Source organism: Caulobacter sp. GW821-FHT11E10, assembly GCF_058808375.1.
Genome location: NZ_JBXARP010000006.1, coordinates 263,438 through 279,373, shown reverse-complemented (window position 1 = coordinate 279,373; position 15,936 = coordinate 263,438). Strand labels below are relative to the sequence as shown.

Genomic DNA, 15,936 nt, shown 5'->3' with positions numbered 1-15,936 from the left:
ATCCCTCCAACGCCGCTAGGCGGCATCCTCTATACGTTAACGATATAGACCGAGCTTGGCTGCGTCGTCACGTCCGGGCGTACACGGAACGGGTGTTCGCGCCAAACTGTCGCGCCTTGGCTCATCCCGGACTTGACGTTCGCGGTCCCGGAAGGTGTGTGGCGCGCCATGACAGTTCAATCGGGCGCGCGTATCGCCGTGGCGGGAGCCGGGGCCTTGGGATCGGCGGTCGCGCTGCGTCTGGCGCGCCTGGGATTCGCCGTCACCGTCTTTGATCCGGCCTCGCTGGGCGCCAACGCCTCGGGCGTGGCCGCCGGCATGCTGGCGCCCGTCAGCGAAGCCCTGTTCGACCCCGCGTCGCGTGACCACCTGCCCCTGATGCGCCGCGCCCGCGACCGGTGGCCCGCTTTCGCCGAAGATCTTGGCATTGAGCTCGTCCGGGCCGGCGTGCGGATCGAGGGCTCGGACGCCTGGCGGGGTCAGGTCGAGGACCAGATTCGAGCGCTGGGGCTCGCGCCGGGCGAGACGATCGCCGAGGACTGGCGCCTCGAGTCGCGACCCGCCCTGGCGACCATCCGGGCCGCGGCCGAGGCGGCCGGCGCGCGGTTCGAGACGGCGGCGGTCGCGGCATTCGAGCCCGGCGCCCTGCGGCTGGTCGACGGTCGGGACTTGGCTATCGACGTGCTGGTTCTGGCGACCGGTCCAGGCGCACGGGACGGCGTCCTGGCGCCCGAGACCCGCGTACTGGCGCCGATCAAGGGGCAGATCCTGCGGATCGGAGCGGGCGAAGGCGACGAAGCGGTCGTGCGGGGCGAGGGCGTCTACCTTGCGCCCGGCGAGACCTTGGCCATCGGCGCCACCATGGAGGCAGGGCGTGACGACCTGCTTCCGGACGCCTCCGCCACCCAGAACCTGCGAGCGGCGGCCTGGGCGCTGCGTCCCGACCTCGATCTGGACGCGGCCGAGGTGGAGGTCGGCGTTCGGGTCACGACGCCGGACGGCCTGCCGCTGGTCGGCTGGAGTCAGGCTTCCGGCGTGCTGCTGGCCGTGGGCGCGCGGCGCAACGGCTGGCTGCTGGCGCCGCTTGTGGCCGAGATGGTCGCGGCGTATCTGACGGGTGATAACCCGGGCCCCGACGCCAGCGCCATGGATGCGCGCCGCTTCGAGGAGCCCGAGACCTAAAGAAGCAAGCGCACGCAGGGGAGTAGGGCCGGATGTCCGGATTCTGGTTGACCGAGGAACAGGAAGCCATTCGCGAGGGCGTCGCCAAGCTATGCGCCGCCTTCGACGACGAGTACTGGCGCCGCACCGACGAGACTGGAAACTTCCCCGAGGAATTCGTCGCCGCCATCGCGCAGGGCGGCTGGCTGGGCGTGGCCATGCCGGAGAGCGTCGGCGGGGCGGGCCTCGGTCTGACCGAAGCCGCGGTGATGATGCAGACGGTGGCCCAGTCGGGCGCGGGCTTCTCGGGCGCCAGCGCCATCCACCTCAACATCTTCGGTCCGATGCCGCTGGTGAAGTTCGGCACCGACGAACAGCGCGCCCAGCACCTGCCGCGTCTGATCTCGGGCGAGGACAAGATGTGCTTCGCGGTGACCGAGCCCAATTCAGGCCTGGACACCTCCAGTCTGGAAACACGCGCGGACAAGGTCGATGGCGGCTATCGCCTGAATGGCCGGAAGATCTGGACCACCGGCGCCCAGCGCGCCAACAAGATCCTGATCATCGCCCGCACCACGCCCAAGGATCAGTGCGCCAAGCCGACCCAGGGCCTGTCGCTCTTCTATACCGACCGCGAGAAGATCGAGGCCAAGCCGATCCCGAAGATGGGCCGCAAGGCGGTCGAGTGTAACATGCTCTTCATCGAGGACCTGTTCGTCCCGGCCGAGGATCTGGTCGGTGAAGAGGGCAAGGGTTTCGCCTATCTGCTGCACGGCCTGAACCCCGAGCGGGTCCTGTTCGGCGTCGAGGCCATCGGCCTGGGCCGCGCCGCTCTGGCCAAGGCCACGACCTACGCCAACGAGCGGATCGTGTTCGGCCGGCCGATCGGCAAGAACCAGGGCGTGGCCCATCCGCTGGCCAAGTCGTGGGCCGAGCTTGAGGCCGCCAACCTCTTGGCTTTCAAGGCCGCCGCACTCTACGACATGGGCAAGGACTGCGGGGCCGAGGCCAACGCCGCCAAGTACCTGGGGGCCGAGGCCGGCTTCCACGCCTGCGAGAACGCGGTCCTGGCCCATGGCGGCATGGGCTACGCCAAGGAATATGACGTCGAGCGCTATTTCCGCGAGGCGATGATCGCCCGCATCGCGCCCGTTAGCCGCGAGATGATCCTGAACTTCATCGCCGAGCGCGTGCTGGGCCTGCCGAAGAGCTACTGATCAAGGATATGGCCGGGTCGCGGGAAGGCTGCTGCGACCCGGCCACCGTCTCAACGCCGGAGGGATGGGCTTTAGGCGCCCGCGTTGAACCGGATCGGGATGCGGACGGTCGCGCCATCGACGGCACGGCCATCTTCCATCTGTGGCTTCATCTTGAAGAAGCGCGAGATCTTCAGGGCTGCATTGCCGAAACCCTCGTCGACAGGCGTTTCGGCCGCCACCACGCACTCGCGGACCGTTCCGTTGAGGGCGACCGTGCAACTCAGCGTCGCCGAGCCGGACAGGCCGCGCCGCTGGGCGCTTTCCGGATAGTAGCGTGAGACCTCGTCCGCCGACGGGGTGCGCAGCCAGTTGGCGCGGGTGATCACCTTGGGCTGCGGGGGCGTCGGGATGGCTGGCGGCGTGGCCGGCACGGTCGGAAGGGTGATCGGTCCGGGCGTCGGCGGTCCTTCGGAGATGTCCAGGGGCTTGATCGGCAACGGGTCCGGCGCGGGAATCGGCGTCGGGACGGGGGTGTGAAGCCGCATCTGGTTCGGCGGCGGATCCTTTGACGGCGGGGGCGGCGGGGGCGGCTTCGGTGTCAGCGGAATCGTTTCAATCTCGATCCCCTTGTCGGGCGTCATCGGCGGCATCGGCGTGACGTACTTCTGAAAGTACAGGTAGCCGATCAGGGCGATGTGCGCGGCGGCCGAGACACTCAAGCCGATCAGCAGCACCTTTGAAGGCTTGCGCGGCGTTTCGTCCAGGCCGGGGATGCCGGAGCCGTGAGGGTGGAGAGCCAGGTTCATGTCGATCTCCTACGCGGAATTACATCTGTAGGATTAGGTCAGCATGGGCGCTCGTTCCTGTAAATTGACAATCGTAATCTAGTTGTCGATTTTTCTTACAACTGTAAGACTGGGTGCGACATCTCGCCTCCCGGCGGGGCGCGGGGAACGTGGTTAATCGTGAATTAACCATAGTCCGTCAGGCATGAAGGCCATGCCCGCCGTCAGTTCCATTCGCAGCGTCGTCGAGTCGGCGATCCAGCGCGCTTCCAGCGCGACGGGGGTAGACTTCACGTTCCTGATGGGCGCGGCTAAGCGCGAGAGCGGCTTCAACCCCGCCGCCAAGGCTCGGACCTCCTCGGCCTCGGGCCTCTTCCAGTTCGTCGACCAGACCTGGCTGTCCACGCTCAAGAAGCATGGCGCCAAGTACGGCTACGCCCGCTATGCCGACCTGATCAGCCAGGGCTCCGACGGGCGTTACCGCGTCCAGGGCGACGAGGCCCGCAAGGCGGTTCTGGGTCTGAAGATGGACCCGCACGCGGCCTCATTGATGGCTGGCGAACTGGCCTCGGACCACGCCTCGTACCTGCGTGGTCGGGTCGGACGCACGCCCACGGCCGGCGAGCTCTACGCCGCGCACTTCCTGGGCCCACAGGGCTCGGCCCGCCTGATCCAGGCAGCGACCGCCTCGCCGACGGCCAGCGCCGCCGCCATGTTCCCGGAGGCCGCCCAGGCCAACAAGTCGATCTTCTACAGGGAAGGCCGCGCCGCCACGGTGGGCGAGGTCTATGCCAACCTGACTAAGACCGGCGGCGCCACGCGCATCACCGAACCGGCCGTGGTTCGCCAGACGGAGAACGTCGACCAGGGCTTCATGCAGTACGCCAGCGGCCGTCGCCTTGAGCGCATCCGCCAGCAGGAGGCGATGGTCGACCTGATCCTGCGCGGCTCGCAGGACGCCGGCAGCCCGTTCAGCGGCTCCAGCGGCAGCGGCGTCAATGTCGGCTCGGGCCAGCGGCTGGCCAGCTCGATGTTCTCGGCCGAGATGCTGCGCGTGCTGGCCGACGCCAACGACAAGGTCAAGCAGCGCTAGCAGCCGTCAGCGCTTCTACCTGCTCGTCCGACCACCCCAATTCCCTGAACACCGCCGCCGTATCCGCGCCTAGCTTGGGCGCTGGGCCACGGGGACCGTCCTGCGCGCCCGGAAACCGGGCGGGAGCGGCCGGCGCCTTGAACGTGCCGCCCGCGCCGTCCGGCGTGTCGACGAAGCAGCCGGCCGCCTCCGCCTGGGCGTCGACGGCCAGTTCGCGCGGCGTCTGATAGGGCGCCCAGGTGATGTCGCCGGCGTCCAGCGCCTCGGCGGCGTCCGCATAGGCCATGGCGCCGAAGGCCTCGTCCAGGATGTCGACCAGGGCCTGGCCGTGCTCGCGGCGGGCCTTGGCGGACAAAAAGCGCGGGTCGTCGACCAGTTCGGGCTTGCCGGCGGCGGCGGCGATGCGCGGCCAGTCGACCGAACCCTGGCGCGGCAGTAGGCAGATCCAACGGCCGTCGGCGGTCTTGTAGAAGTTGGCCAGCGGCTGAATCGCCTCGCGTCGGCCGCGTGTGGAGGCCAGCTTCCCGAAGCGCAGCTGGATGGCCATGTCCGAACCGATCGCATAGACGCCCGCGCGCAGCAGCGAGGTCTCGACCAGGCGACCGACGCCCGTGCGTTCGCGCTCATAGACGGCGGCCAGGATCGCCGAGACCGTGGCCAGCGAGGTGACATGGTCGCCCATGCCGGTGCGGATCGGGAAGGGCTCGGACCCCTTGGGCGCGGTGATCGACCCGACCCCGGCCCGCGACCAGAAAGCCGCCACGTCCATGCCGGGCTTGTCGGCGTCCGGCCCGGTCAGGCCATAGCCGGTCAGGCTGCAATAGATCAGGCGCGGATTGACCGCCCTGAGCGTCTCGTGGTCGAGGCCGGCGCGGGCCAGGGCGGCCGGGCGGACATTGGTCAGGAAGACGTCGGCGGTCGCCGCCAGCGCCATCAGCGCCTCGCGGCCCAGGTCCGAGCGGATGTCCAGCACCACCGCCTTCTTGCCCCGGTTGTCGAGCTCGAAGATCGGGTTGGCGTCCTGGTCGGAGCCGATGGTGTCGAAGAAGCGCCGCATCGGATCGCCCTCGGGCGACTCGACCTTGATCACCTCGGCGCCCCAATCGGCCATGATCCCGGCCGCGCCGGGGGCGGCGATGTAGGTCGCCAGTTCGATGACGCGCAGTCCCTCGAGCATCGCACCCTCCCACCTTTTCTCGTTGGCGGGAGCATGGGGGAGGGCGGCCGTCGGGGGAAGGCTTACCCTACGGTATCGAGTTGCTGGTCAGGCTCTAGGCGGCCTTGGCCGTGTCGGTGCGGACCAGGGCGGCGGCGTCGGCCAGAGCGCGGGCCACGCCGGCCACGCTGACCGGTTTGCGCAGGATGATGTCCGCGCCGGCTTCGAGGAATTCCGACGCCTCCTCTGCGTCGCCGTCGATGATCGCGACGATCGGCGTGTGACGGTTGGGGCCGTCGGCGCCGCGCAGCAAGGCGGCGGCGGCCGGTCCGTCCATCAGCGGCATGCGGTGGTCGAACATCAGCAGGTCGAACTCGGCGATCTTGGCGAGGTCGGCGGCGCGGCGACCGTTCTGGGCGTGGACCACCTGGTGGCCCAACTGCTCCAGGACGGCGCGCAGCATGGCCGCGTTCAGGGCGTCGTCCTCGGCGATCAGCACGCGCAGGGTGCGTGGCGCGCCGGGGGTCTCGGTGGTGAAGGTTTCCAGCTCCTCCTCGATTTCGCACTCAACGGCGTGATCGAACGGGAGGGTCAGGGTGAAGCAGCTGCCGACGCCCACGGCGCTTCGGGCCTCCAGCGCGCCGCCCATCAGGCGGGCCAGCTGACGCGACAGCGACAGGCCAAGGCCCGCTCCGTTGACGCCGGCGCCGGTGCGCTCGATGCGGCGGAAGGGCTCGAAGGCCTGCTCCATTTCCTCGGCCGACAGGCCAGGACCGGTGTCGGCAACCTCGACGGCGACATGGTCGCCGCGCAGCTCGACGCGGATCTCGATGCGGCCGCGGACCGTGTACTTGACCGCGTTGCCCAGCAGGTTGGCGATGATCTGGCGGGTCCGCAGGGCGTCGGCGACCGTCGCGCCCTTGTCGCGACCGCGCAGCAGCGGATCGACGTGGACGGCCAGTTCGAGGCCCTTGGTCGCCGCGTGCGGCTTCTCCAGTACGACGAGGTCCTGAATCAGGCGCACCGGATCGAACGGATGGGTGTCGACGTTCAGGCGGCCGGCTTCGGCGGTCTCGGAATCGAGGGTGGCGTTCAGGACCGAGATCAGGTCCTGGGCGGCGTCGAGGGCGGCGTTCAGCTGCTCGCGCGACGGCGCGGCGCGACCGCCCCGGCCGGCGGCGGCGGCCAGCACGTGGGTGACGCCGGTCAGGCCGTTGCGGATTTCATGGCTGAGCGTGGCGACGATATCGGACTTCGAGCGCGCCGTGCGTTCGGCCGCTTCCAGCACACGCAGGCGTTCGTCCACCAGGCGCTCGTGCGCGACGGTCAGGTCGTGCTGGCGACGGAACATGCGGTTGAGGATCATGGCCAGGGTCAGGGCCAGGGCGGTCGCGCCCCAAGTCAGTTCGCCGGCCTGGCGGCTGTCCGGATGCGAGAACTGGGCGATCAGCGGGCCGGCGGCGGCGATCGGCGCGACGATCAGCAGCGCGGGCAGGTAGGGCGCGGAGAAGAAGGCGCACAGCACCGCTCCGCCGGTGGCCATCAGCAACAGGGTGTCGCGCGCCGGTCCCGCGCCTTCGGCGAAGGCGGCGATCTGGGCCACGGCCAGCGCCCAGAGCACGCCGCAAAGGATGTGAACCCGGGCCCTACGGTTAAGATCTTGCGACCCTTCGTCGCGCAACCAGTTCACGGCGGCGTAGAAGGCGCCCAAGTTGATCGCGAACACGGCGAAGCTGGCGGTCATCCACACGCGGTTGGCGGCGAACGATCCGACCCAGACGAACAGCGGCAAGGTGACCGCGAAAACCCCAAGCGCGTAAGGCAGAAGCGCTGCCTGGGCGTCCAGCGCCTTGGACACGTGGGCGCCGTCCATCGGATTATCTTTAGGGCGGCGCTCGGCGAGCAAGGGTGGCGCTCCTCTCGGTTGAGCGGGCACCGTAATCGAGCGTGGTTTGCACTAGGTTACGGGGTATCGTTAATCCACAGGCTTCTGGCGCAAACAATCATTAAGCCTAACCGTGGAGGATGCGACTCCACGCATAGACCCCGGCAGGCGACCCATGGCCACCACACGCGCTGCACTGACCGACTCCGACATCCGCATGCTCGTGAAGGGCGCGACGCCTGACGAGCGCGCTCTCGCGGCCCACAAGCTGTGTCGGAACATCGACCGCACCGTCCTCACCGACGAGGAGCGACAGGTCGCGCACGACATCCTGCGCGTCATGGCCGCCGACGCCGCCGAGCTGGTCCGACGGGCCCTGGCCGTCACGCTCAAGAATTCCACGGCTCTGCCGGCCGACGTCGCCAACCGCCTGGCGCGCGACGTCGAGAGCGTCAGCCTGCCGATCATCAGCTTCTCGCCGGTCTTCACCGACACCGACCTGGCCGAGATCGTCCGCGTGGGCGGTCCGGTGCGCCAGATGGCGGTGGCCAAGCGTCCGAAGCTCTCCAGCCGCATCACCTCGATGCTGGTCGAGCAGGGCGGCGAGGACGTGGTCGCCACGGCTTGCGCCAACGACAACGCCCGCTTCTCGGAAGTGACCCTGCAGAAGGCCCTGGACCGGTTCGCCAAGTCCGAGCAGGTGCTGCAGGCCGTCGCCTATCGTACCGCCCTGCCGCTGGCGATCAGCGAGCGCCTGATCGACATGGTCGGCGAACAGCTGCGCGACCACATCCTGACCAACCATGCTCTGTCGGCCGAACGGGCCCTGGAGCTGATCATCGGCGCCAAGGAACGGGCGACGATCGACCTGGTGGACCAAGCCGGGCGTTCGACCGATCCCAAGGGGTTCGTCGCGCACCTGAACAAGATGGGGCGCCTGTCGCCGTCGCTGGTCCTGCGCGCCCTGGCCCATGGCCACATGACCTTCTTCGAGTGGGCCGTCGCCGAACTGGCCGGCGTGCCGCATCACCGTACCTGGCTGATGATCCACGACGCGGGCCAGCTGGGTCTGAAGGCGATCTGCGAGCGCGCGGGCCTGCCCTCGCGCCTCTACTCGGCCTTCCGCGCGGGCGTTGACGCCTATCACGGCCTGGAATTCGATGGCGGCGCGCATGATCGCCAGCGCTTCCAGGAGCACATGATCCAGCGCTTCCTGACCTCGTCGCACATCGCCTCGCGCGAGGACAGCGAGTACCTGCTGGAGCGGATGGACCGCAGCGCGAACAAGCGCCGGGCGCAATCGGCCTAGCCGAGGCCGCCGGGCGTCCAGCCGAACGGATGTTCGAAAGAAGTCTGGGCAAGGCCGCGCGCCGGCGCCAGACTTGCCTCCATGTCTGACTCATCGCCGGGCGCGATCCGTCCCGCCGCCACCATACTGCTGCTTCGAGACGCGCCTTCGTTCGAGGTGTTGATGGTCAAGCGGCATCACCAGATCGACTTCGCGGGCGGGGCCCTGGTCTTTCCCGGCGGCAAGAGCCACCAGGGCGACAGTGATCCGCGCTGGAGCGAGCTGGCCATCGGCTTCGACGTCGCCGGTCAGGACGGCGTGGCCCTGCGCATCGCCGCCATCCGCGAAGCCTATGAAGAAGCCGGTGTGCTGCTGGCCCGCGACAAGAACGGCGCCTTCTACGCCGGTGAGGCCGCCAAGGACGTCCGCGAGGCGGTGGCCGAGGACAAGGTGGCCTTCATCGACGTGGTCGAGGACCTGGGCTTGAAGCTGGACCTCTCGGCCCTGACCGTCTTCGCCCGCTGGATCACGCCCAAGCTGATGCCCAAACGGTTCGACACCTGGTTCTACGTCGCCCACGCGCCCCTGGCCCAGCAGGCCATCTGTGATGGCCACGAAGCGGTCGACGCCGAATGGATCGGGCCCGGTCAGGCGCTGGAACTGGCGGCGATCGGCGAGCGCAAGGTGATCTTTCCCACGCGAATGAACCTGCAGCTGCTGGCCGAGAGCGCCAGTCCCGCCGACGCGGTGGCGCGAGCCTCGGCGCGCGAACTGGTCACCGTCGAGCCCTGGATCGACGGTCAAGTCCTGCGGATTCAGGAAAACGCCGGCTACGGCCCGGTGACGGAGCCCATGTCGGCGCTTTGAGCCTTCGCCCTAGCTCTTGATGCCCGGACCGGCGGCGTTGACCCACCCCACGACGTCACCGAGCACCTTGGCCACGGCCTGGTCGTAGGCGGGAACGATGGCCGAAACGCGGTTGTCGGCGGCCTTCACGCGGGCCTCGAACACCTGGTCGCCGACCAGGGCGCGGTCCTGGTTGCGGTTCAGCACGCCGCGAACCCGGACCACGACTTCCGGCGCGGCCTTGGGGCCGTCCACATAGTCGGTCTCGAAGGTTCGCACCTCCAGGCGCAGGACCAGATCGACCTTGGCCACCTCGCCGCGGCCGATCAGACGCGCGCGACCCGGATCGTTCTGGAAGGCGCGGGCGACCGCCTCCTCGAACAGCACGAAGGCCGGCGAGACCCAGCGCGCGTCGGCGACATAGGCGACCTCGCCGTTGGCGCTGGTCAGGATGCGGTCGCCGGCGGCCGCGCGGGTGAAGGCGGACGGCGCCTTGAGCACGCCGAACATCGCGCCGGGCGGCCCCTTTTGCGCGCTGATGTTGGCCTCGCCGAAGCGATAGAGCGTGGAGGGCTTGGACTTCGGAAAGACGCTGATGCAGCCCGACAGGCTGAGCGCCAGGGCGGTTACCGCCAGGACGCGGCAGGCTGTCCGGGCGGTGTTGCGGATCGGGCTCACGGCTTGACCTCCACTTCCTTGGCGGGCGGCTTGCCGACCACGCCACGGGGGTTTTGTTCGACGTCGGCGACCAGACGGTCGAGGGATTCCGCGGCCGACTGCAGGGTGACGATCGCCGCCGACAGTTGCGGCAGGCCGGTGGTGGCGAAATCGCTGGTCGGGCCTTCCAGCTTCGAGACCATGCCGCGCGCGTCCTTGGCGGCGGCCTTGAGCTCGGCGGCGGCGTCGCCCAGTTCCTTCATGGTGCGCTTGGCGTCGCCCTCGACCAGGCCGTTGGCGCTCTTGGTGAGTTCGGTGATCGACTGGGCGGTCGCGTCGATGCTCTGCAGCGCCTTCTGGGCGTCGGCGATGATCTCCTTGCGCTCGCGCAGCTCGGCGGTGACCGCCTGGACGTCGCTGAGCGAGGCGCTGAAGGTCTTGATGTTCTTGTCGGACAGCACGCGATTGACGCGGTCCAGGGCCTCGATCGTCCGGGTCAGCACCGTGCCGCCGCCTTCCAGCAGGTCGGAAAGGGCGCTGCGCTGGCTGCGCAGCACCGGCACCTTGCCGTTCTTGACGGTGTCCTTCAGCAGCTCCTTGTTCGGTGAGCCAGCGGTGATCTGGACGTAGTTGACGCCGGTGATGCCCTGCGGCTCCAGCGTCGCGTAGCTGTCGATCTTGATCGGCACGTCCGAGGTGACCCGGGCGCGGGCGATCACCCGGTTGGGGTCGCTCTTGTCCAGCTCGATGCGGGCGACCTCGCCGACCTTGATGCCGTTGAAGTGGACCTCGCCGCCCTCGGACAGGCCGCGGACCGGACCCACGAACAGGATGTCGTAGAGGTCGTAGTCGCGGCTGAAGCTGAGCTTGGCCAGCCAGACGACGAAGATGACCAGGCCCATGAACAGCGCCAGGGATATGGCTCCGACCAGGGCGTAGTTGGCGTTTCTTTCCATCAGAAGTCGGTCCTCGCCTCGGCCGGATCCTCGGGGGTCGCGGCGGCGCGTCCCCGGGGGCCCAGGAAGTACTGTTTGATCCAGGGGTGATCCGAACGCTCGAGTTCGCGCACGGGCGCCACGGCCACCACCTTCTTGTCGGCCAGAACGGCGACTCGGTCGGTGACGGCGTAGAGGCTGTCCAGGTCGTGGGTGATCATGAACACGGTCAGGTCCAGGCTGTCCGACAGATCCTTGATCAGGGCGTCGAAGGCCTCGGCGGCGATCGGGTCGAGGCCCGCCGTGGGCTCGTCCAGGAACAGCAGCTCGGGGTCCATGGCCAGGGCGCGGGCCAGGCCGGCGCGTTTGCGCATGCCACCCGACAGCTCGGCGGGCTTCAAGGTCGCGGCGCGGGCGGGCAGGCCGACCATCGCGATCTTGAGCTCGGCCAGTTCCTCGACCTCGCGCCGAGGCAGGCGGGTGTGCTCGTAGAGCGGGGCGGAGACGTTCTCGCGAACGGTGAGGTTCGAAAACAGCGCGCCCTGCTGGAACAGCACGCCCCAGCGTCGCTCGACGGACGACCAGCGGCGGCGCGAGGCCGTGCGCATGTCGCCGCCGAACAGCCGCACCGTGCCGCCGTCGGGCGCCTTCAGGCCGATGATGGTGTTGAGCAGCACCGACTTGCCGGTGCCCGAACCGCCCACGACACCCAGGACTTCACCGCGCTCGACCTTCAGGTCCAGGCCGTCATGGATGACGTTGTCGCCGAAGCAGGACACCAGTCCCCGGACGTCGATCGGATGCTTCTCGGCCTCGGCGGTGTCGATGGCGGCTGTAGGAGCGGCTGCGGGGGCGGGGCCGGTCATATGTCCAGCTCCATGTAGATCAGGGCGAAGATCGCATCGATCAGGATGATGGCGAAGATGGCGTGGACCACCGCCGCCGTCACGCGCCGCCCCAGGGATTCGACGTCGTTGCCGACCTCCATGCCTTGCCGGCAGCCGATTGCGGCCACCACGGCGGCCATCACGGGCGCCTTTGAGAGGCCGATCCAGAAGTGCGTCGCGCCGACATAGTCGATGATCCGCTGCAGGAAGAAGGTCGGTGACAGGTCCAGCACGGCCCAGACGACCAGTATGCCGCCGGCCAGGCCCGCGATGGTGGCCACGAAGGTCAGCAGGGGGATCGTGACGAGCAGCGCGGCGAACCTCGGCAACACCAGGGCCTCGTACGGATCGACGCCCATGACCTGCATGGCGTCGATTTCCTGGTTCATCTTCATCGAGCCGATCTCGGCCGCGAAGCTGGACGCCGAGCGGCCGGCCAGCAGGATGGCGGTGATGAGGATGTTGAACTCGCGCATGACGGAGATGCCGATCAGCTCGACCGAATACACTTGCGCCCCGAAGTCGGTGAGCATGTTGGCGCCCAGCAGGGCCACCACCGCGCCGATGAAGAAGGTGGTCGTCGCCACGATCGGCATGGCGTCCAGCCCCGCGCGCTCGCACTGGGCGACGATGGGCGCCCAGCGGATACGGCGCGGATCGATGATGCTGCGTCCGAGGGCCACCAGCAGGTGTCCCAGGAACACCATGGTGTTGTAGGCGTCGGAGAACAGGCCGAAGACGCCGCGCCCGATCCGCTCCAGCAGCGCCTGGAAGCCGCCCGGACGCACCATGGGCTCGGGCTCGACCTGGATGGCGGCGCGGACCAGCTCCAGCAGGCGCAGGACCTCGCGGCGCGCCTCGACATGCTCCTGCTGGAGGCGCTCGCCGCCCGCGCGGATGATGGCGTAGGCGCCGGCCGTGTCGCAGCGATTGACGCCGGTGAGATCGAGGGTCAGGGCGCTGGCCGCGGCTAACGCCTTGTCCAGACGCAGGCCAGCGTCGAACAGACCTCGGGCGGTCCAATCACCCGACAGGACCGCCGTGGTCCGGCCGTCCTGATCGGTCAAGGTGAAGTCCGCCGGAAGCGCCATGAAGTCCTTGGGGTTCTTACCCGGTTATATCCAAGCCCGGCCGTGGACCTGACAAGTCCTAAACGCGCCAAGGCGCAGCTTGTTTCTATTCAAGGCGCGAGCGTGGCCGGGCGGTCCGAAAACTCGGCCGTTCCGGGTCGTCCTCGAGACCGGTGCGTCCACGGGGCGCATCGTCTTGAGCTTCAATCTTGGTTAACAGATTCCAGTCACGAACATGGTCAACCAATCCTTACCATCGAGTCGGAGTTCCGAAGGCATGACCGCGCAAGCGAAGCTGGACAAGCGGATGGCCTTCATGCGCTTCGACGAGCGCTCCCGCTCGGCTCTGCGCGCGATCAAGCCGGTGATCGACGCCGAAATCTCGGCCGCTCTGGGCAAGTTCTATGGTCAGGTTCGCCTGTTTCCCGAGACGCGCGGCAAGTTCGACGAGGCCCAGCTGGCCGGCGCCGAGCGCGCCCAGGCGGCCCAATGGCGCCAGATCGCTCAGGCTGACTACGGCGACACCTATGTCCGGGACGTCGAACGGATCAGCCGCGCCTATGCTGACGCCGACCTGGAACCCCAGTGGTACATCGGCGGCTACGCCCTGGTGGCCGAAGACCTGATCCGGGCCGTGGTCGCCAAGCGCGCCAAGGGTCTGTTCAGCAACGCCGCCAAGTCCGACGCCGAGCTGGCCGACGGTCTTTCGGCCCTGACCAAGGCCGTGTTCCTGGACATGGAACTGGCCATCTCCTGCTATCTCGACCTGCTGCAGGAAGAGCGCGATGCGCTCGAGGCCGAGCGCGAAGCGGCTGAGCAGCGCCAGGCCCAGGCCGTGAAGGCCATCGGCGAGGCCCTGTCGCGCCTGGCCGCCGGCGATCTCGCCACCCGCGTCGAGGGCGACCTGGCGCCTGAGTTCCAAGGCCTGAAGGCCGATTTCGAACAAGCCGCCGGCGCCCTGGCCGAGGCCATGCGCGCGGTCGAGCACTCGGCTGGCGGCATCCGCGCCGGGGCGGACGAGATCGCGCGCAGCGCCGTGGATCTCTCGCAGCGCACCGAGCAGCAGGCGGCCACGCTGGAGGAGACGGCCGCGGCCGTCGAGGAACTGACCAGCGCCGTCGGCAAGACCGCCCAGAGCGCCCGCGAGGTCTCCTCGCGCGTCGGTGAAGCTTCGGCCGAGGCCGAGCGCTCGGGCCAGATCGTCACCCGCGCCGCCGAGGCCATGACCAAGATCGAGGCCCAGTCGCAGCAGGTGAACCAGATCCTGGGCATGATCGACGAGATCGCCTTCCAGACCAATCTGCTGGCTCTGAACGCCGGGGTCGAGGCCGCCCGGGCCGGGGACTCCGGCAAGGGCTTTGCCGTCGTCGCGCAGGAAGTCCGGGCCCTGGCTCAGCGTTCGTCTCAGGCGGCGAGCGAGATCAAGTCGCTGATCACCGAGAGCAGCCGCCAGGTCAAGGAAGGCGTGGATCTGGTTGGCCAGACGGGGGAAGCCCTGCGCGGCATCCACGAGAAAGTCGGCGGCATCGATAGCCTAGTGAACGCAATCGCCGCCTCGGCCAGCGAGCAGGCGACGGCCCTGGGCCAGGTCAATTCGGCCGTGAACCAGCTCGATCAAGTGACCCAGCGCAACGCCGCCATGGTCTCGCAATCGACCGAGGCCACCCACGCCCTGCGCGTCGAGGCCGCGGACCTGTCGAACCGCGTCGGCGCGTTCCGCCTGGGCTCGCGTCCGCAGACCCAGACCTTCCAGTCGACCTATCAGGAACGTCCGGCCGAAAACCCGGTGCACGCCGCCCGAGCCCGCGTGGCCGCCTTCGCTCGCCCGGGGCGCTAGCCGGTCTCACCTCTGCGCGTGATGGCCGCCGAAACCGGCGTCCACTTTCGACTGTCACGCGCCTAGCGCGGCGGCGGGGCCGTCGAGGCGCGGTGGATCAGTTCGAACGGCAGCAACTCGTCCACCAGCTTCTCGGGCGCCTCGTTGCTCTTGGCCCGGGCGATCAGCAGCTTGGCCGCCACCGAGGACATTTCCGCCACCGGCTGACGCACCGTCGTCAGCTGCGGTCGGCTGAAGCGCGAGCTGGGGCTGTCATCGAAGCCGGCCACCGAGATGTCGCCAGGGATCATCAGGCCGGCTTCCGCGATCGCGGCGATGCAGCCCAGCGCCATGTCGTCATTGCTGGCGAAGATGGCCGTCGGACGGTCGGGCAGGGCCAGCAGGGCCTTGGCCTGCTCCAGACCGGAGTGGAACGTGAAGTCGCCCTGGCCCACCAAGCCGTCGGCGACGGGCAGGCCGCGAGCCTTCATGGCCTGCAGATAGCCTTCGCGTCGGGCCTGGCTGGCGCCGTAGCGCGGTTCGCCGACGATGAAGCCGATGCGCTTGTGACCCAGATTGGCCAGGTGATCGGTCATCTCGCGGGCGGCCGCGACGTCGTCCATGTGCACGCGGGGGCCCAGGCCGTCGGCGCGTTCGGGGCCGACGCGGACATAGGGGGTGCCGGCCTTGTCGAGCAGTTCCAGCACCACTTCGTTGTCCGAGGACGGTGGCGTGAGGATCACGCCGTCCGGCTTCAAGGCGGCGAGGAAGGCGGCGACGTCCTGCCGGACCTGCGGGCCTTCGTGGTCCACCAGCTCGATCAGCAGATGATAGCCGGCCTCGCGACACTCCAGCGTCGCGCCCAGCTGGATGCGGCTGAGGTAATCGGCGCCGCGCTCGCTCTGCCAGTGGTCGATGGTCAGGGCGGCGTCGACGAAGACCGCGATGACGAACGAGCGCGAACCGGCCAGGCTGCGTGCCGACAGGTTCGGGCTGTAGCCGAGCTCGCCCGCCGCCTCCAAGACGCGGTCGCGCATGGCGGGCCGAACGTTCGGCTCCTTGTTCATCACCCGCGAAACGGTCTTGATCGAGACGCCCGCCTTCGCGGCGACGTCGTAGATCGTCACCGAAGCCATCAAACCGCCCCGACTATTTTCA

General features: G+C 68.7%; 14 protein-coding genes. 6 read left to right on the top strand and 8 right to left on the bottom strand.

Going from position 1 to position 15,936, the window contains the following annotated elements; translation table 11 throughout:
• Positions 1 to 168: 168 nt before the first annotated feature.
• Together AC1RRV_RS14510 and AC1RRV_RS14505 are read left to right on the top strand one after the other, a co-directional pair.
• On the top strand, positions 169 to 1,182 hold the full coding sequence (locus AC1RRV_RS14510; protein ID WP_492860360.1) for an NAD(P)/FAD-dependent oxidoreductase: 1,014 nt from the start codon (positions 169 to 171) through the stop codon (positions 1,180 to 1,182).
• A 32-nt stretch (positions 1,183 to 1,214) separates the two neighbouring features.
• Positions 1,215 to 2,378, top strand: coding sequence for an acyl-CoA dehydrogenase family protein (locus AC1RRV_RS14505; RefSeq protein ID WP_492860359.1), 1,164 nt, complete (start codon positions 1,215 to 1,217; stop codon positions 2,376 to 2,378).
• A gap of 71 nt (positions 2,379 to 2,449) precedes the next feature.
• On the opposite strand, the gene AC1RRV_RS14500 is transcribed toward AC1RRV_RS14505, so the two are convergent.
• On the bottom strand, positions 2,450 to 3,166 hold the full coding sequence (locus AC1RRV_RS14500) for an energy transducer TonB family protein (protein ID WP_492860358.1): 717 nt from the start codon (positions 3,164 to 3,166) through the stop codon (positions 2,450 to 2,452).
• 193 nt (positions 3,167 to 3,359) lie between these two features.
• On the opposite strand from AC1RRV_RS14500, the gene AC1RRV_RS14495 reads away from it, so the two are divergent.
• On the top strand, positions 3,360 to 4,238 hold the full coding sequence (locus AC1RRV_RS14495) for a transglycosylase SLT domain-containing protein (RefSeq protein ID WP_492860357.1): 879 nt from the start codon (positions 3,360 to 3,362) through the stop codon (positions 4,236 to 4,238).
• On the opposite strand, the gene AC1RRV_RS14490 is transcribed toward AC1RRV_RS14495, so the two are convergent.
• Positions 4,225 to 5,415 (bottom strand): CaiB/BaiF CoA transferase family protein, encoded by a 1,191-nt coding sequence (locus AC1RRV_RS14490; RefSeq protein ID WP_492860356.1) that lies wholly within the window; start codon positions 5,413 to 5,415, stop codon positions 4,225 to 4,227. The two genes, AC1RRV_RS14495 and AC1RRV_RS14490, sit on opposite strands and share 14 nt — an antisense overlap.
• A gap of 94 nt (positions 5,416 to 5,509) precedes the next feature.
• On the bottom strand, positions 5,510 to 7,300 hold the full coding sequence (locus tag AC1RRV_RS14485) for a hybrid sensor histidine kinase/response regulator (RefSeq protein ID WP_492860355.1): 1,791 nt from the start codon (positions 7,298 to 7,300) through the stop codon (positions 5,510 to 5,512).
• A gap of 154 nt (positions 7,301 to 7,454) precedes the next feature.
• Between AC1RRV_RS14485 and spbR the strand changes: the two genes are divergently transcribed.
• Together spbR and AC1RRV_RS14475 are read left to right on the top strand one after the other, a co-directional pair.
• Positions 7,455 to 8,588 carry a pole-localized protein SpbR gene (gene spbR / locus AC1RRV_RS14480; RefSeq protein WP_492860354.1) on the top strand — a complete coding sequence of 378 codons (1,134 nt, stop codon included), beginning with the start codon at positions 7,455 to 7,457 and terminating at the stop codon, positions 8,586 to 8,588.
• Positions 8,589 to 8,669: 81 nt separating this feature from the next.
• Positions 8,670 to 9,434 (top strand): NUDIX hydrolase, encoded by a 765-nt coding sequence (locus AC1RRV_RS14475; protein WP_492860353.1) that lies wholly within the window; start codon positions 8,670 to 8,672, stop codon positions 9,432 to 9,434.
• Between the two features lie 9 nt (positions 9,435 to 9,443).
• Here the strand turns inward: AC1RRV_RS14475 and AC1RRV_RS14470 are convergent, their stop codons facing one another.
• From AC1RRV_RS14470 to AC1RRV_RS14455, 4 genes are read right to left on the bottom strand one after another with little or no spacing between them, the layout of a single operon-like run.
• Positions 9,444 to 10,091: an ABC-type transport auxiliary lipoprotein family protein gene (locus tag AC1RRV_RS14470; RefSeq protein ID WP_492860352.1), complete on the bottom strand. Its 648-nt coding sequence runs from the start codon at positions 10,089 to 10,091 to the stop codon at positions 9,444 to 9,446.
• On the bottom strand, positions 10,088 to 11,026 hold the full coding sequence (locus tag AC1RRV_RS14465) for an MlaD family protein (RefSeq protein WP_492860351.1): 939 nt from the start codon (positions 11,024 to 11,026) through the stop codon (positions 10,088 to 10,090). The genes AC1RRV_RS14470 and AC1RRV_RS14465 overlap by 4 nt, the downstream gene beginning before the upstream one ends.
• Positions 11,026 to 11,871, bottom strand: a complete 846-nt coding sequence (locus AC1RRV_RS14460; protein WP_492860350.1) for an ABC transporter ATP-binding protein — start codon at positions 11,869 to 11,871, stop codon at positions 11,026 to 11,028. Before AC1RRV_RS14460 ends, AC1RRV_RS14465 begins: the two co-directional genes overlap by 1 nt.
• Complete coding sequence (locus AC1RRV_RS14455) at positions 11,868 to 12,983, bottom strand: MlaE family ABC transporter permease (protein WP_492860349.1); 1,116 nt, start codon at positions 12,981 to 12,983, stop codon at positions 11,868 to 11,870. Before AC1RRV_RS14455 ends, AC1RRV_RS14460 begins: the two co-directional genes overlap by 4 nt.
• Before the next feature lie 256 nt (positions 12,984 to 13,239).
• Here AC1RRV_RS14455 and AC1RRV_RS14450 point away from each other — a divergent pair, with 256 nt between their 5' ends.
• A complete protein-coding gene (locus AC1RRV_RS14450) occupies positions 13,240 to 14,799 on the top strand; it encodes a methyl-accepting chemotaxis protein (RefSeq protein ID WP_492860348.1) in 1,560 nt (519 codons plus the stop codon).
• Positions 14,800 to 14,861: 62 nt separating this feature from the next.
• Here AC1RRV_RS14450 and AC1RRV_RS14445 read toward each other — a convergent pair whose 3' ends face one another.
• On the bottom strand, positions 14,862 to 15,914 hold the full coding sequence (locus AC1RRV_RS14445; RefSeq protein WP_492860347.1) for a LacI family DNA-binding transcriptional regulator: 1,053 nt from the start codon (positions 15,912 to 15,914) through the stop codon (positions 14,862 to 14,864).
• Positions 15,915 to 15,936 lie beyond the last annotated feature (22 nt).

Excerpts from the sequence above, each read along its gene's own strand:
- AC1RRV_RS14495 (WP_492860357.1), top strand. The coding sequence starts at position 3,360 with ATGCCCGCCGTCAGTTCCATTCGCAGCGTCGTCGAGTCGGCGATCCAG.
- AC1RRV_RS14455 (WP_492860349.1), bottom strand. The coding sequence starts at position 12,983 with ATGGCGCTTCCGGCGGACTTCACCTTGACCGATCAGGACGGCCGGACC.
- AC1RRV_RS14475 (WP_492860353.1), top strand. The coding sequence starts at position 8,670 with ATGTCTGACTCATCGCCGGGCGCGATCCGTCCCGCCGCCACCATACTG.
- AC1RRV_RS14500 (WP_492860358.1), bottom strand. The coding sequence starts at position 3,166 with ATGAACCTGGCTCTCCACCCTCACGGCTCCGGCATCCCCGGCCTGGAC.
- AC1RRV_RS14450 (WP_492860348.1), top strand. The coding sequence starts at position 13,240 with ATGACCGCGCAAGCGAAGCTGGACAAGCGGATGGCCTTCATGCGCTTC.
- AC1RRV_RS14465 (WP_492860351.1), bottom strand. The coding sequence starts at position 11,026 with ATGGAAAGAAACGCCAACTACGCCCTGGTCGGAGCCATATCCCTGGCG.
- AC1RRV_RS14510 (WP_492860360.1), top strand. The coding sequence starts at position 169 with ATGACAGTTCAATCGGGCGCGCGTATCGCCGTGGCGGGAGCCGGGGCC.
- AC1RRV_RS14505 (WP_492860359.1), top strand. The coding sequence starts at position 1,215 with ATGTCCGGATTCTGGTTGACCGAGGAACAGGAAGCCATTCGCGAGGGC.
- AC1RRV_RS14490 (WP_492860356.1), bottom strand. The coding sequence starts at position 5,415 with ATGCTCGAGGGACTGCGCGTCATCGAACTGGCGACCTACATCGCCGCC.
- AC1RRV_RS14460 (WP_492860350.1), bottom strand. The coding sequence starts at position 11,871 with ATGACCGGCCCCGCCCCCGCAGCCGCTCCTACAGCCGCCATCGACACC.
- AC1RRV_RS14445 (WP_492860347.1), bottom strand. The coding sequence starts at position 15,914 with ATGGCTTCGGTGACGATCTACGACGTCGCCGCGAAGGCGGGCGTCTCG.
- spbR (WP_492860354.1), top strand. The coding sequence starts at position 7,455 with ATGGCCACCACACGCGCTGCACTGACCGACTCCGACATCCGCATGCTC.